The 15,077-nt window shown below is 71.8% G+C and carries 12 protein-coding genes; 4 read left to right on the top strand and 8 right to left on the bottom strand.

Going from position 1 to position 15,077, the window contains the following annotated elements:
- Positions 1-98: 98 nt before the first annotated feature.
- The 5 genes from AC1ROY_RS10300 to AC1ROY_RS10280 form a co-directional block, all read right to left on the bottom strand.
- A complete protein-coding gene (locus tag AC1ROY_RS10300; RefSeq protein ID WP_493148711.1) occupies positions 99-968 on the bottom strand; it encodes an MBL fold metallo-hydrolase in 870 nt (289 codons plus the stop codon).
- Complete coding sequence (locus AC1ROY_RS10295) at positions 965-1,873, bottom strand: DMT family transporter (RefSeq protein ID WP_493148710.1); 909 nt, start codon at positions 1,871-1,873, stop codon at positions 965-967. The genes AC1ROY_RS10300 and AC1ROY_RS10295 overlap by 4 nt, the downstream gene beginning before the upstream one ends.
- Positions 1,857-2,780, bottom strand: a complete 924-nt coding sequence (locus tag AC1ROY_RS10290; protein WP_493148709.1) for a DMT family transporter — start codon at positions 2,778-2,780, stop codon at positions 1,857-1,859. Before AC1ROY_RS10290 ends, AC1ROY_RS10295 begins: the two co-directional genes overlap by 17 nt.
- A 104-nt stretch (positions 2,781-2,884) precedes the next feature.
- Positions 2,885-3,709: an HTD2 family dehydratase gene (locus AC1ROY_RS10285; protein ID WP_493148708.1), complete on the bottom strand. Its 825-nt coding sequence runs from the start codon at positions 3,707-3,709 to the stop codon at positions 2,885-2,887.
- Positions 3,706-5,280 (bottom strand): hypothetical protein, encoded by a 1,575-nt coding sequence (locus tag AC1ROY_RS10280; protein ID WP_493148707.1) that lies wholly within the window; start codon positions 5,278-5,280, stop codon positions 3,706-3,708. Before AC1ROY_RS10280 ends, AC1ROY_RS10285 begins: the two co-directional genes overlap by 4 nt.
- 142 nt (positions 5,281-5,422) lie before the next feature.
- Between AC1ROY_RS10280 and AC1ROY_RS10275 the strand changes: the two genes are divergently transcribed.
- From AC1ROY_RS10275 to AC1ROY_RS10265, 3 genes are read left to right on the top strand one after another with little or no spacing between them, the layout of a single operon-like run.
- Positions 5,423-6,166 (top strand): class I SAM-dependent methyltransferase, encoded by a 744-nt coding sequence (locus AC1ROY_RS10275; RefSeq protein WP_493148706.1) that lies wholly within the window; start codon positions 5,423-5,425, stop codon positions 6,164-6,166.
- A complete protein-coding gene (locus AC1ROY_RS10270; protein ID WP_493148705.1) occupies positions 6,163-7,122 on the top strand; it encodes a glycosyltransferase family 2 protein in 960 nt (319 codons plus the stop codon). The genes AC1ROY_RS10275 and AC1ROY_RS10270 overlap by 4 nt, the downstream gene beginning before the upstream one ends.
- Positions 7,119-7,460 (top strand): DMT family transporter, encoded by a 342-nt coding sequence (locus tag AC1ROY_RS10265; RefSeq protein ID WP_493148704.1) that lies wholly within the window; start codon positions 7,119-7,121, stop codon positions 7,458-7,460. Before AC1ROY_RS10270 ends, AC1ROY_RS10265 begins: the two co-directional genes overlap by 4 nt.
- A 58-nt stretch (positions 7,461-7,518) precedes the next feature.
- On the opposite strand, the gene radC is transcribed toward AC1ROY_RS10265, so the two are convergent.
- Positions 7,519-8,241, bottom strand: a complete 723-nt coding sequence (radC, locus tag AC1ROY_RS10260; RefSeq protein ID WP_493149020.1) for a RadC family protein — start codon at positions 8,239-8,241, stop codon at positions 7,519-7,521.
- A 244-nt stretch (positions 8,242-8,485) separates the two neighbouring features.
- Between radC and AC1ROY_RS10255 the strand changes: the two genes are divergently transcribed.
- A complete protein-coding gene (locus tag AC1ROY_RS10255) occupies positions 8,486-9,043 on the top strand; it encodes a GNAT family N-acetyltransferase (RefSeq protein WP_493148703.1) in 558 nt (185 codons plus the stop codon).
- Positions 9,044-9,110: 67 nt separating this feature from the next.
- Here the strand turns inward: AC1ROY_RS10255 and AC1ROY_RS10250 are convergent, their stop codons facing one another.
- Together AC1ROY_RS10250 and AC1ROY_RS10245 are read right to left on the bottom strand one after the other, a co-directional pair.
- Positions 9,111-11,351, bottom strand: a complete 2,241-nt coding sequence (locus AC1ROY_RS10250; protein WP_493148702.1) for a xanthine dehydrogenase family protein molybdopterin-binding subunit — start codon at positions 11,349-11,351, stop codon at positions 9,111-9,113.
- 50 nt (positions 11,352-11,401) lie between these two features.
- Positions 11,402-15,019 (bottom strand): YhdP family protein, encoded by a 3,618-nt coding sequence (locus tag AC1ROY_RS10245; RefSeq protein WP_493148701.1) that lies wholly within the window; start codon positions 15,017-15,019, stop codon positions 11,402-11,404.
- Positions 15,020-15,077 lie beyond the last annotated feature (58 nt).

Below are 15,077 nucleotides of genomic sequence, written 5' to 3'. Positions count from 1 at the left end.
GGAAACAAGGGCGATGGCCGGAACGCCCCGGCGCCGCATCACCTCGGCAGCAGCGTCACCGGCTCAAACCATTGAGGATTCGTAACCCCAGGAACCGCTCAGTGGAGCTTCCAGATCTCGCCGTCCCTGCTCGCGGCACCCTCCTCCTCCAGCATGATGAGCTGCGCCAGCATGCTGCGTCCCGCGGCGGCGACGAGCTTCGGATCGAGCGGCCCATAGACCGGCCCGACCAGCGCCTCGACGGTGGAAGGCCCGTGCTCGCGCAGCGCGGCCACGATGCGGGCCTCGCGCTTCTGTCGATGCAGGGCGAGGCCGTCGAGGAAGGGCATCGGATCCGGCAGGCGCGGGCCGTGGCCTGGGAGGTAGAGCGTGTCGATGCCCTCGCGCGCACGGAGCTTTCCCAGGCTCGCCATGTAGGTGCGCATGTTGCCGTCGGGCGGGCTGACGACGCTGGTGGACCAGCTCATCACGTGGTCGGCGCTGAAGAGGATGCCGGTGCCCTCCAGCGCGAAGCAGAGGTGGTTGCCGCAATGACCCGGCGTGAAGAGCGCGGTGACGGGACGGCCGCCGATGTCGGCGGTCTCGCCGTCGGCGAGGCGGATCTCGGGGATGAAGCTGTGGTCGCCGCCCTCGCCGGGCGTGGCGTGCGGGCCGTAGCCGTAGGTCGTGGCGCCGGTGATCTTCTTCAGCGGCGCCACGCCGGGCGAATGGTCGCGATGCGTGTGCGAGACGAGGATCTGCGTGATCGTCTCCCCGCTGGTGGCGGCCAGGATCGCGGCGAGATGCGCGTCGTCGATCGGGCCCGGGTCCAGCACCGCGACGCTGCTGCCGGTGCCGATCAGGTAGGTGTTGGTGCCGCGGAAGGTGAAGGCGCTGGGATTGCCGCAGAGCACGCGGCGCACGCCGGGGGCGATGGTCTCGACGTCGCCGGGCGCCAGCGCGTCCTCGCGCCGGAAGGGAATGTTCAAGGCCTGGCTCCTGACTTCTTCTGGGCGGCACGGATCATCTCGCGCCGCAGGATGTAGAGGGCGGCGGCGACGATCAACCCCGCGCCCAGGAACGTGAACAGGCCCGGACGCTCGCCGAAGAAGACCCAGCCCAGCAGCACCGCCCAGAGGATGCCCGTGTAGGAATAGGCGCCGAGCGAGGAGACCTGCGCGCTGGCATAGGCCTCGGTGAGCATGACCTGCGCGACGCCGCCCACGCCGCCGATGGCCAGCAGGATCAGGAAGACCTCCCAGCCCGGCGTCACCCAGACGAAGGGCAGCGCGAGGCCGGTGAGGGCCGTGGTCAGCAGCGATTGCCACAGCACGATGGTGGTCGAGCGCTCGGTGCCGGAAAGGCTGCGCACCAGCAGGGTCGTCGTGGCGGAGAAGACGCCGTGGATGGTGGCGAGCGACATGCCGAAGGCGATCCAGGGGTCGATCTGCCCGCCGAAGGCCCCCTGCCCCATCGCGATCACCAGCACGCCGAGGAAGCCGAGGCCGACGGCGCCGAAGCGGTGGATGCCCACGCGCTCGCCGAGGAAGGGGATGGCCAGCAGCGTCGCGAAGATCGGCGTCGTGTAGGTGAGCGCCGTCTGCTCGGCGAAGGGCAGCACCGTCAGCGAGAAGAAGGAGCAGGCCATCGCCGAGGTGCCGGTCACGGCGCGGAGGACGTGCGCCGGCAGGCGCTGGGTGGCGAGCTGCGGATTGCCCAGGCGGAAGACGATGGCGAGCACGATCGGCACCGCGAGCAGGCTGCGGAAGAACATGATCTCGAAGAAGGGGATGCGGTCGCCGATCAGCTTGATCAGCGCGCCCATGATGGTGAAGAGCGCTGTCGCGGCGAGCATGAGCAGCGCGCCTCGCCGCGCGTCATGCCTCAGCGGCATGCATCGCCCTTTCCTCGGCCCGGCGCACACGCTCGCGATGGACGTTGTAAATCCCGGCGGCGATGACGATCAGCGCGCCTGATAGCGTGGTCCAGGCGGGCACCTCGCCGAAGATCAGGAAGCCCAGCGCCAGGCCCCAGAGCAGCGGCGTGTATTCCAGCGGCGCCAGCGTCGCCACGCTCGCCAGCGCATAGCCGCGGGAGAAGGCCAGATGGGCGATCGCGTTGGAGGCGCCGAAGAAGCAGAGCAGCAGGAACAGGCCGGTGGAGGGGAAGATGTCCGGCTGCCCTGTGGGCGGCCAGAGGGCGGAGACCGGCAGGACCGCCAGGCCCAACGGGATGTGCGCCAGCATCAGCCAGAAGGCGATGGTGGTGGGGGTGTCGGTCGCGGCGAGGACACGCGTCCAGATCCGGCTGACCGCCATGCCGAGGACGGCGATCAGCAGCAGGCCGGTATCCCAGCGCCAGAGATCGCCGCCGGGTTGGAGCATGACCAGCACGCCGATGAAGCCGACGCCGCAGGAGGTCCAGCGGCGCCAGCCTACACGCTCCCCCAGCATGGGGATGGCGAGCAAAGTCATGAGCAGCGGCGCGACGGCGGCGATCGCGTAGGAATCCGCCAGCGCGTAGCCGGAGAGCCAGACGACGTACCAGAGGATGGAGAGGCTGCAGTGCAGGAAGGATCGCGCGAGGATGAGCTTGATATTGCGCGGGACCAGCCCACGTCCGCGCGAGAGGATGACCACGGAGATGCTGCCCGCGGCGCCGCGCCAGAGCAGCGCGCCGGCGACGCCGATGGTCGGCAGCGCGTATTTGATGGCGACATCGGCGAGGGTGATGATGACGAAGCCGCCCAGCGCGATGGCAAGGCCACGGACCGCCGCCTCGCCGCTCGTTGACCGGCCCACGGGCTGATCCGCTCGCGTCCGCTCGCTACTCATCCCGTGGGGCTTTGTCGGGGGGATGATTCACGTCTCCGGCGTTCCGCCTTCGATCATGCTCCAGCGGAGGTTCAGCCAAGGACGGCCTCGGCCTGCATGCAGACGGCGCCCGTGCCGTCGCGGGTCTCGGCCACGGCCCGGTCGCCCTCGACGCGGGCCAGCACGGTCAGCGGATTGCCGGCGAAGGCGGGGCGGCGGCCGCGGAAGGCGAAGCGGACCAGCCGCAGGCCGGGCGCGGCGTCCAGGATGGTCTGCGCGAGGAAGGTCGCCTGCAGCGGGCCATGGACGACGAGGCCGGGATAGCCCTCCTCCTGCGTGACGTAGGGGAAGTCGTAATGGATGCGATGGCCGTTACCGGTGAGGGCGGAGTAGCGGAACAGCATCAGGGCGTCCGGCACCAGATCGAGCTGCGCATCGGCGGCGAAGTCCGGCGCGGCCTCGCCGGCGCGCACCGCCGCGCCCTCGGCGCCGCGATAGACGATGTCCTGCTCCTCGTGCAGCACGGGGCCGGCCGGGCCGCTGATCTCGTGCTTCACCGTCACGAAGACGAGCCGGCCGGAGCCGCCGGATTTCTCGGACACCGCCGTGATGGTGGAGCGCCGGCGCACCACATCGTCGGCGCGCAGGCCGTTGGAGGTGAACTCGAGCCGTCCGCCGGCCCACATGCGGCGCGGCAGGTCATGCACGGGCGGCAGGAAGCCGCCGCGCTTCGGATGGCCGTCGGGGCCGATGCCCTCGGGCCGGCGCCAGTCCTGGAAGAGCATCCAGTGCCAGAGCGGCGGGATCTCGTCCTGGGGCACGTCACGGTCGAGCGTGGCGGCCAGGCCCTCGACGAGGCGCGGGTCGAGGCGATCCTCGTAGGTCTCGGTGCGGCCGACATAGTCCTGGTGGGTCATGGGTCCTCGCGTCGGAAGAAGCGGTAGCCGGCGAAGTCAGCGGTCTGGCGATAGCGCCGGAGGGTGGCCGCGAAGCCGGGATCGCGGCCGAAATATTCGAGATTGTCGAAGTCGCCGCCGCAATAGGGGATGGCCGTGTGGCGGGCGACCATCAGCGCCTCCGGCGGGTGCTGCACGAAGTCGCGCGTCACCCGGTCCCAGACCAGGCGCTCGCCCGGCCCCATCTCGGCCGGCTCGCGGTAGCGGGCGCCGTTGGGCGGGCACTGCTGGTTGGCGGCCTGGACGAGCCATTCGTTCATGGTCGGGAGGGTCGAGAGCGCGTGCGCGTAGTTGAGCGCGGGGAAAACGGGGTGGATGTCCGGCGAGAGGACGAGGACGCGCCCGCCCTCGGCGATGCGGCGGACCTCGGCGGTGATCGCGCCGGGCCAGGAACGCTCGAAGCCCGCGGCGCGCCAGGTCTCGGGGTTCAGCAGCCCCTGGAGCGCCAGGAAGCCGGCCGCGAGGGCGGCGATGGCGGGAGCCTGACGGCGGCCGTCCCGCAGGTTCGCGTCCAGCCAGCGCGCGACGAGCAGAACCGCCAGCAGCCCTCCCAGCAGCTTGAAGGGCATGACGTGGTAGGACCAGCCGCGCCCCTGCTCGAGCGCCGCCGCCACCGCGCCGAGGCCCGCGAGCGCGAGCGTGGGCGCCAGCCCCCGCGGATGGCGGAGGGCGAGGAAGGCGGCCGGCAGGATGAGCAGCAGCGCCGGCGCCATGCGCTCGTTCAGCAGGATCTCCGAGAGGCTGGCCGGGCTGTGGTAGTAGGCCAGCGCCAGCGGCAGCGCGAAGTCCAGATAGTCGGGAAAGCCCCAGCGGATCAGGGCGAGATAGGCCAGCCAGAGTGCGGCCATGGCCCAGGGCACCGGGTCGCGCAGGGCCGCGCGCAGACCCACGCGCAGAAGCACGTAGAGCTCGACCAGCGCCGGTATGGCCAGGAAATGCGGCTTGAGCGCGAGGAAGACCGCCGCCAGCAGCGCCGCGGCCAGGGACAGGACCAGCGACGTGGGCACACCCTCGGCGCGGCGGGCCGCCAGCACGAGGTAAGGCAGCGAGGCCGCGAGCATGAGGTGCTCGCGCTGGGCGAAGTCGTAGCCCGCCGTCAGCAGGATGAGCGGCAGGCCGACGGTGAGGCAGGCCGCCTCGATCGGCGCCGCCGCAAGGCCGCGCCGCAGCCACAGGGCCAGCCCGGCGCCCAGCGCGCAGACGGCCAGGGCCCCCGCCAGGACGGAGGGGATCGGCCCGGCCCCGACCGCGCTCCCCGCCGCCACGGCGCCGCGGGTGAGCAGGAAGATCAGCGGCGGGTTCATGTCGATGAGGTCGCGGAACAGCATTTCGCCGTTCCGCCAGCGCATCGAGAAGTCGAGGACCGCCGCCACATCGTGGTTCATCGGCGGCGAGAGCACGATCGCGAGGAAGAGGACGCCGGGCAGCGCCGCCAGCGACCACAACAGCCACCGGCCCTGCGAAGGCGGAAGTACCGCCCGCGCGAGCGATGCGGCCGGCACATTGGCCGGGCTGTGATCTGGCGGCGGCATCGCTCTGTCGGGTGGTTGGCGGGCGGTGGTGCCGCCTTCCTCCCCTCCTTGCAATGCCATTGCGGCGCTTTCCGGGCGATCTGCCCCGCTTCCGACGCAAGGATGACTTGCAGCCGCCGCTTCGGGAGTCGAGAACACCTCCGTGGACGCTGCCGAATACGCCCTGATGGACGCGGTCGAGGACCGGATGTGGTGGTACCGCGCCATGCATGGCCATGCCCTGCGCGCGCTGGAACCCCTGCCGGCGGATGCGCGCGTGCTCGATGCCGGCTGCGGCACCGGCGGATTTCTCGCGCGCCTGCGCGGGGCACGGCCGGCGGCCGGGCTCTACGGCCTGGAATACGCCGAAGGCGCCGCCGCCCGTGCCGCCGCCAAGGCCGGCGTGCACATCGCCTGCGGCACGGTGAACGCCCTCCCGTTTCCGGAAGCCTGCTTCGACGCGGTCACCAGCCTCGACGTCATCTGCCATGCCGGCGTCGAGCCCTCCGAGGCCCTCGCCGAGTTCCACCGCGTGCTGCGCCCCGGCGGCCTGCTGGTGCTGAACCTGCCCGGCCATGAATGGCTGAAATCCGCGCACGACGTCCGGGTGCACAACGCCCGCCGCTTCGAGCGGTCCGGCACCCGGTCCCTGCTGGAATCCGCCGGCTTCACGGCGCCCGACCCGCGCCACTGGAACAGCCTGCTGCTGCCGCTCATGGTCCTGCAGCGCAAGGTCCTGGCCAGCCACGACGAGGCGGCCTCCGACGTGACGCCCTACCCCGCCTGGCTGGACGCCAGCCTCCTCGCCATCTGCCGGCTGGAGGCAGGGCTGCTGCGCGCCGGCCTCCGCTTCCCCGCCGGCGGCTCGCTCATCACCACCGCCATCCGTTCCGAAAGCCGCCCATGAACCCCGAAGACTATCCCGTCGGCCTGACCATCGTCGTGCCCGTCTATCGCGGCGCCTCCACGGTCGGCCGCCTCGTCGAGGCGCTCTCCGTCCTGCGTCCGGCCGGCGGCATCGAGATCATCCTGGTGAACGACGGCAGCCCGGACGACAGCGGCGACGTCTGCCGCCGCCTGGCCGAGACCGCCACGGTCCCCCTCACCTACATCGAGCACGCCCGCAACTTCGGCGAGCACAACGCCGTGATGACCGGCCTGCGCCAGGCCCGCGGCGCCTATGTCATCAACATGGACGACGACCTGCAGAACCCGCCCGAGGAGGTCATCCGCCTCTACGACCACGCCCGCCTCGGCGGCTGGGACGTGGTCTACACGCGCTACGCCAAGAAGGAGCACGAGGGCTGGCGCAACCTGGGCTCCCGCTTCGCCAACTGGGTCGCCGACCAGCTCATGGACAAGCCCAAGGGCCTCTACCTCTCCTCCTTCCGCTGCATGAGCGCGCTGGTGGTGAAGGAGGTCACGAAGTATTCCGGCCCCTATCCCTATATCGACGGCCTCATCATGCAGGTGACGCAGCGCATCGCCTCCATCGAGGTCGCGCACTACGCGCGCGAGGAGGGCAAGTCGAACTACACGATGCGCCGCCTGATCCGGCTCTGGCTGAACCTCGCGACCAACTTCTCCGTGCTGCCGCTGCGCCTCGCGATCTTCGCCGGCGCCGGCATGGGCGCGCTGGGCTTCATCCTCGCGATCTTCGTCATCGTCGAGGCCTTCCTCCGCGACACGCCCTCCGGCTGGGCCTCCAGCATGACGCTGATGCTGCTCATCGCCGGCGTGCAGTTCCTGATCCTCGGGGTGATGGGCGAGTATGTCGGCCGCGCCTTCCTCTCGGCCAACGGCAAGCCCCAGGGCGTGGTGCGCGAAGTGGTCCGCCCGCGCGAGACGGCGACGCACGAATGATGATCCACTGGATCGCGCTCGCCGCCGCCATCTGCTCCTCGCTGGTGGGGCAGGTCTTCCTGAAGGCCGGCGCCACCACCCTGAACGGCGCCGGCTTCATCGAGCAGATGCTGCGATGGCAGACACTGCTCGGGCTGTGCTTCTACGGGAGCGGCGCGATGCTCTACATCGCGGCGCTGCGGAAAATCCCGATGAGCGTGGCACTGCCCTGCACCGCGGCGAGCTACGTCGTCATCGCCGCGATCGGATGGTGGTTCTTCGGCGAGGCCTTGGGAACACAGAAGATCGCGGCCATCGGACTCATCGCCGCAGGCGTGATCCTGCTGGCCAGCGCGTAGCGAGAGGGGCTCCGCCCCCCTCGCACTCCCCCCGCCAGGGACTACAAGTCCCTGGACCCTATAACAGGCCCTCGCGCCGGAAGCTCGTATGGCGGCCGTTGCCCAGGATCAGGTGGTCGTGCACCACGATCTCCAGCACCGCCGCCGCATCCTGGATCTGCCGCGTCATCTCCAGATCCGCGCGGCTGGGCGTCGGATCCCCCGAAGGATGGTTATGGACCAGGATCAGCGCCGTCGCATGCAGCTCCAGCGCGCGCTTCACCACCTCGCGCGGATAGACCGGCGTGTGGTTCACCGTGCCGCGCGCCTGCGCCTCGTCCGCGATCAGCCGGTTCTTGGGATCGAGGAACAGCACTCGGAACTGCTCCACCTTCTCGCGCGCCAGCGCCGCGTTGAGATAGCCGATCAGCCGGTCCCAGTTGTTCAGCACCGGCTGCTCGGCGACCTCGGCCTGCATCATCCGCAGCGCCGCCGCCTGGACCAGCTTCAGCGCGGCGACGCTGTGCGGCCCGAGCCCCTGGCTCTCCAGCAGCTTCGCCGCCGGCGCGGCCATCACCCGGGCGAAGCTGCCATGCTCGTTGATGAGGCGCTTGGCCAGCGGCTTGGTGTCGCCGTTCTTGAAGGCGAAGAAGAGCAGCATCTCCAGCAGCTCGTAATCGGCGAGCGCGTCCGGGCCGCGCTCCAGCAGCTTCTCCCGCATGCGGCCGCGATGGCCCTGGGGACCGATGGAGGCGAAGGGCCGCCGCTCGGGTTCGGCCTCCGTCTCGACCTCGTCGGCGATGGGCGGCGGCCGCACAGGCCGGGACGGCGCCTGGAACGGCGCCGCGCTTTCGGCAAACCCCTGCACCCCATAGCGGGGCGCCACCTGCTGCGGCTCCGAAACGGAATTTTCCCGCCGCCCGAGCTTCCTGAACCAGTCCACGCGAAATCCCCAGCGCCTTTGCTCGCATAGGTAGCAATCCTTAACCAACTGTCAAAGCGTGATTTTCCATGCGAGCGCAAGGACAAAGCCGTCACTCATCCGGATGTCCGAACCGGAAATTCCGCGCTATCCGCAGGTCATGCAGATCAGAGACAGCGTCGAGTCCGACATCCCCGCCATCACCGCCATCTACGCCCATTGGGTGACGCATGGCCGCGCCAGCTTCGAGCTCTCGCCGCCCACGGAGGAGGAGATGGCCCGCCGCCGCCTGGCCGTGCTGGAGGGCGGCTATCCGCATCTCGTCGCCGAGCATGAGGGCGAGGTCCTCGGCTATTCCTATGCGACGGCCTATCGCCCGCGCCCGGCCTATCGCTTCACGGTGGAGAACAGCGTCTATGTCCGTCCCGGCGGCGTGCGGCGCGGCGCCGGCAAGGCCCTGCTGGATGCGCTGATCGAGCAATGCGCCGCGCGCGACTTCCGCCTGATGGTGGCCGTGATCGGCGACAGCGCGAATGCCCCCTCGATCGGCTTGCACGCGGCGGCCGGCTTCAAGCATGTCGGCATCATCCCGGCCATCGGCTGGAAGCACGAGCAATGGCTCGACACCGTGCTGATGTCGCGCGAGCTCGGCCCCGGCCCGGGCGCCCCGCCCGCGCGCTGATGTGCTGGGGTCCAGGGGCTCAATGGCCCCTGGCGGGGAGAGCGCGAGAGGGGCGGAGCCCCTCTCGCTACTGCAGCGCCCGCCAGATCTTCTCCGGCGTCGCCGGCATGGTGATATCCCCCCCGACCGCATCCCTCAGCGCCGCCATGATGGCCTGCGGCGCGGCGATGCAGCCCGCCTGCCCCGTCCCCTTCACGCCGAGCCCGTTCGCCTCGGTCGGGGTGTCCTCGCGCAGGTGGATGTCGATATCCGGCAGGTCGGAGGCGCGCGGCATCGCGTAGTCCATGAAGCCCGCGGACAGGAGCTGCGCGCTTTCAGGGTCGTAGGCGATGCGCTCCATCAGCGCCTGGCCGATCCCCTGCACCACGCCGCCCTGCACCTGGCTGCGCGCCAGCATGGGGTTCAGCAGCCGGCCGTAGTCGTCCACGGCGATGTAGGAGAGCAGCCGGGTCTCGCCGGTCTCGGGGTCGAGCTCCACCTCGGCGGCATGGGCGCCGTTGGGGAAGGTCACGAGGTCGAGCGCATGCGCCGCCTCGCCCTCCAGCCCGCCCTCCTCGGCGGCGAGTTGCGCCAGCGTCAGGCCGCGCCCGTCGGCGAGGCCGAAGCGCCCTTCGGCATAGTGCAGCGCCTCGGGCGTGGCCTGGAGCAGCCGCGCGGCGACGCTGCGGGCCTGGGCGAGCAGCGCGCCGGCCGCCAGCCGCATCGCCTCGCCGCCCATGTGCAGGCTGCGCGCGCCGCCATGGCCGTTGCCGCGCGGGATCAGGCCGGTGTCGGCCTGGACGTAGCGGATGGTGTCCATGGGGATGTCGAGCAGGTGGGCGATGTATTGCGGGAAGCTAGTCTCGTGCCCCTGCCCGTTCGACTGCGTGCCGATGGCGAGCTCGACCCTGCCCTCCGCGTCGACGCGCAGCCGCGACCACTCGCCCGGCGCGCCGCGCGCGGTCTCGAGGAAGCAGGTGAGGCCGAAGCCACGGCGACGGCCACGGGCGGCGCTCTCGGCCCGGCGGGCGGCGAAGCCCGCGCGATCGGCGAGGCGGGCGCATTCGTCCAGCCGCGCCGAAAAATCGCCGTCGCGGATCTCCATGCCGAGCGCCGTGCGATAGGGCAGCGCCGCGATCAGGTTCTTCGCGCGCATCGCCTGGGCGTCCATGCCGATCTGCTTCGCCGCCATCTCGATCATCGTCTCGATGATGAAGTTGGATTCCGGCTTGCCGGCCCCGCGATACGCCTCCATGGGCGCGGTGTTGCTGAAGGCCCCGCGCACGGCATAGTGGATCGCCGGGATGGCGTAGCAGCCGCCCATGGCCGTGGAGGCAGCATTGGTCGGGCAGGCCGGCCCGCTGCCGGAGAGATAGGCGCCAAGCTCGGCCACGGCCTCCACCTTCAGCGCCAGGAACCGGCCATCCGCATCCAGCGCCAGCGCCGCCTCGGCGTGCAGGCCGCGGCCATGCGCGGCGGCGGAGAAATCCTCGGTCATGGCGGCCATCCAGCGGATCGGACGGCCCAGGACGCGCGTCGCGTGCAGCAGCGAGAGATGCTCGGGAAAGGAGACGTTCTTCACGCCGAAGCCGCCGCCGACATCGGGCGCCACCAGCCGCAGCGTCTCGGGGGCGATGCCCATGGCGGCGCAGATCTGGCTGCGGATCGCATGCAGGTTCTGGCCGTTGCAGTGGAGGGTGAGCAGCCCCTCCTCCACCAGCGCCAGCGCCGCCCGCGTCTCGATCGGCGCGCAGGTCACGCGCGGGTTGGGGATGGTCGCTGTTACCACCGTCGCGGCGGCATCGAAGGCGGACTTCACCGCCTCGGCATCGCCCTTCTGCCAGCGGAAGGCCAGGTTGCCCGGCGCTTCCTCGTGCAGCTGCGGCGCCTCCGGCCGCAGCGCCGCATGCGGGCAGCTCACCGCATCCAGCGGGTCGTAGTCCACCTCGATCAGCTCGGCCGCGTCCTGGCCCTGCTCCAGGGTCTCGGCGAGGATGCAGGCCACCGGCTGGCCCACGAACCGCACGGCATCCGTCGCGAGGCCGGGCCGCGGCGGGATGATGAGCGGCTTCTCCGAGGCGATCACGGAATGGCAGGGGATATTGCCGATCCCCGCCGCCGCGAGGTCCCCGCCGGTCAGGATCAGGTGCACGCCGGGCACCGCCCGCGCCGCCGCGGTGTCGATCGAGAGAATCCGCGCATGCGCGTGCGGGCTGCGCAGGAAGACGGCCTGCAGGGTGCCCGGCGCCATCTCGCGGTCATCCACGTAGTGCCCGCGGCCGGTCAGAAAACGCTCGTCCTCAAGGCGCCGGATGGATTGCCCGAACATTCCCGTCTCCGAAACTCGGTGACAGGTTTAGGCGGCCTGAGGCGAAGCGCCTAGCGGGTCGCGGGCTCGCGGGCGGGACGGTTGCTCTCCGCCAGCCCGAACAGCCCGCGCAGGAAGCCGGGCGTGAGCGCCGCGAGCGGATTCACGCTCACCTCGGCATTGTCCGGCGGCCCCTGCGCGCGGAAGGTGGCCGCGAAGACGCCGCCGCCCTGCTCGGGGCTGAAGAGCCGGCCCACCAGAGGCAGGTTCCCCAGCAGCGTGTTGAAGACATAGGCCGGCACGATGGTGCCCTCGATGTCCAGGATGGTCCGCTCGCGCAGGATCCGTCCGCGCGCCGTCAGGCCCAGCGAGGCCGAGAAGGCCCGGGCGTCGTTGATGCGCAGCACATCGGGCGTCAGGGTGAAGGGCACCACGGCACGGCTGAACACCAGCCCCCGCTGCATCGCCTCCACCACGCCGAACAGCGTCATCGCCTGCAGGATCTTCCCCAGCACCGGCGCGTTGCGGACGGTGAAGTTGTCGAGCTCCGCCGTGCCGGTGAGCGGCGCCCCCGGCCCGGCCCGCTCGTACTGGGCGTTCAGCGTGAGCCGCCCGCCCTGGATGGTCTCGACGATGCCGAAGGCGCGCAGCAGCCCCCCGCCGTCCTCGGCCGTGCCGCGCAGGTGGCGCGCCTGGCCGCGCGGCGTCATGACCAGCTCGAAGTTCCCGGAATTGCGCGAGCTCCGGCCGCGCAGGTTCGCCTCGCGCAGCACGCCGGCGGAATCGATGCGCCCGCGCGACTGTGTGGCGTAGAGGTCGCGCTCGGGCCCCAGCATCACCTGGTCGAAACGCAGGTCCAGCGCCAGCGGCGTCTGGTTCCCCTCCGGCACCTCGGTGGGCGCGTTGCGGTCCCGCGCGGCGCCGCCCGAGACCTGGGTCTCCGTGCCGAAGAGCGAGCGCAGGTCCAGCACCGGCCCGCGCAGCGTGACGTTCCAGGGCTGGCCCGCCGCCGAGGGCGCGCGCGCGTCGCCCATGAGGCGGCTCGCGCCGAAGCTCGTCTCCTGCAGCTCGACGCGGTCGATGCGCCCGGCCCGCGTCGTCGCGCGGGCCCGCAGCGACAGCTCCAGCGCCTCGATGCGGATGTTGTCGATGCCGGTGAGCCGCTCGCCCTGCATGCGGAACACGGCTTCCGCGCTGCCCGGGCTGCCCGCGGCCTTGACCCAGCCCAGCGGCGGGAAGGCGAGCACCGCGTCGCGCAGGTCGCCCTGCAGGTTGACGACGCCCTGCCCGTTGCGCCGCCGCTCGGTGCGGACCTCGAGCGCGACGGGCCCGCGCAGCAGCGCGCCCGTGTCGAAGCCGAGCTGCGCCAGCCGCTCCGCGTCGCCGCGCGCCGTCACGCTCTCGCGGCTGACGATCTGGGTCGCGGGGCCGGGCCGGAAATCCATCTCGACCCCGAGGCGGAGCGGGATCCCGACCAGGCTCGCCGTCCCGCTGAGGCGCAGCTGCTCGGTATCGGTCACGAGGTCGAGGTTGGCCGCCTCCAGGTCGCGGTCGAAGAGCAGGCGCGTGAGGCGGGCGTTGGTCGCCTTGGCCTCGGCCCGCAGCCGCACCTGGTCCATGTTCAGTGCCGCGACCATCGGGAAGCCGATGGTGAGCCGTCCCTCGAAGGCGCCTGCCGCGACGGTCGCCGGGAAGGGCTGCCGGTCGAAGAGGTGCAGCCGTGGATGGCGCAGCACGGCCACGAGATCCGCGAGCGGCCCGGCCATGTTGTAGGTCATCTCGGTGCGTTCCGGCCCGGTCTCGGGGAAGAGGAAGCGCAGCGCCGCGTCGCGGATCTCGAGCCCGCTGGGCTGGCCGCCCGCATTGTCCTGCCGCGCCGAGGTCACCTGCACGTCGATGGCGTCGAGGCCGAAGCTCGCAGACCCCGTCGCGTTGCGGACCGGCGGGACCGGGCGGAGCCAGTGCACCGTGGCCCCCTGCACCTCGATGCGGCCCGTGAGCCCGGTCAGCCGGAAGCCGGAATAATCCTCGCCCGCCTCGGCGGTGACCTGCCAGCGCCCGGCGCTGGCCTCGCCCGCCGTGATGTTCTCGGTCATCCAGTGCCGGGCCCCGGGCCCGAGCCCTTCCGGCCAGAGCGCCGGCAGGTCGGCGAAGCGGGCGCGGTCGAGCTCCAGGCTCATCTCGCCGCGCCAGCGCCCGTCGCGCAGCGCCGCCTGGCCCTGGGCCTTCAGCGTGGGGGCGAAGCCGCCCTCGCCCGGCGGCGTGGGCAGCCGCAGCGACAGGTTCTCCACGCGCAGCGAATCCGGCCGCAGCTCCGCGGCCAGCTCGATCGTGTCCACGGCGAGCTGCGGCCCGCCTGGCGCCACCAGCAGCGCGTCGGCCAGCACCGCCTCGATCCGCGCGCCGGGCAGGCGCCATTGCGTGAGGGCCGCGTCGGCGGCGACATCCACCCGCAGCGTGGCGTCGCGCACGGACCCGCGCGGCGCGGCGCGGCGCAGCGCGGTCCGTGCCTCGGGCGCCAGGCCTTCCGGCCAGAGGTCCGGCAGCTCCGCGAGGTCCAGCCGCGAGAGGCCCGCGCGCAGCTCGCCCGCCCATCCGGCATCGCCGAGCGCGACCCGGCCCGAGAGCTCCAGCGTGGTGTGCCCCTGCCCCGGCAGCTCCAGCCGCGCCTGGTCCAGCGAGACCCGCCGCCGGTTGGCGTCGAGGCTCGCGGAGAGGCGCGCGAAGGGCAGCGCCGTCTCACCGTCCAGCTTCAGGCTGCCGCCCTCGGGGGCCTGGATGTCGAGCCCGCCGCGCAGCGGCCGCCCGGCCTGGTCGAACTCGGCCCGCGCCTGGATGGCGACGGGTGCGTCGAGGATGGCAAGCGGCGCCAGCGGCGGGATGACCGTCGCGATCTCGGCGGGGCGCAGCACCGGCAGGTCGAGCCGGACGGAGAAGCGGATGGGATCGCCCTGGGCGCGGCCGCGCAGATGGACCGGCAGGTCCACCTCGCCCATGCGCATCACCGCCTCGCCGTCGCCCTCGATGCCGCCCTCGGCCAGCCGCTGCAGCTCGATCTGCGTGTCGTTCAGGAACCAGTCGCGGCCGAGATGGCGGTCGCGCACGGTGACCGTGCCGCCCAGGATGCGAATACGGCGCAGCGAGGTGTGCATGGCGCGGTCCTCGGCGGGCGCCATCAGGTCGGCGAGGATGTGCTCCACCGGCTCGCCCTCGGGCTCGGCGGCCGCATCGGCCGCCGGGGTCCCGGCGCTGCCGAAATCCAGCGAGAGGCCGCCCTCCTCGTCCCGCAGAAGGATCAGGTTGGGCCGGCGCAGCTCGATCGTGGCGGGCGCCAGCATGCCCTGGAGCAGCGAGGCGAAGGAGAGCGTGATCGCCGCCTCGGGCAGGGTGACCTGGGCCCGGCCCGCCATGTCGCGCAGCGTGACCCCGGTCAGGCGGATGTCCAGCGGCGCACCGTTGCCGTGCCATCCCTCCCAGGCAACGGCGGCGTGCTCGATGCCGATGCGCATGGCGCTGTTCGGCCGGTTCGTCGCGCGCTCGATCTGCCGGGCGATGAAGCTCGATTCGATCGGCCCCTGCGCGAGCCGCACGACGAGCGCGCCGAGCGCCAGCCCGCCCAGCAGCGGGATCGCCAGCACGAGGCCGCAGCACCAGCCGGCGATGCGCGGCAGGTGGCGGCGCCGGCGCAAGGGGGGCCCCGAGGGAGGGGCCAACGGAGGGGACGGGGGTTGACCCTGGCTCACCCGG

The organism is Roseococcus sp. GW821-FHT12F05, from assembly GCF_058806835.1.
This window is presented reverse-complemented; position numbering and strand designations above follow the sequence as displayed.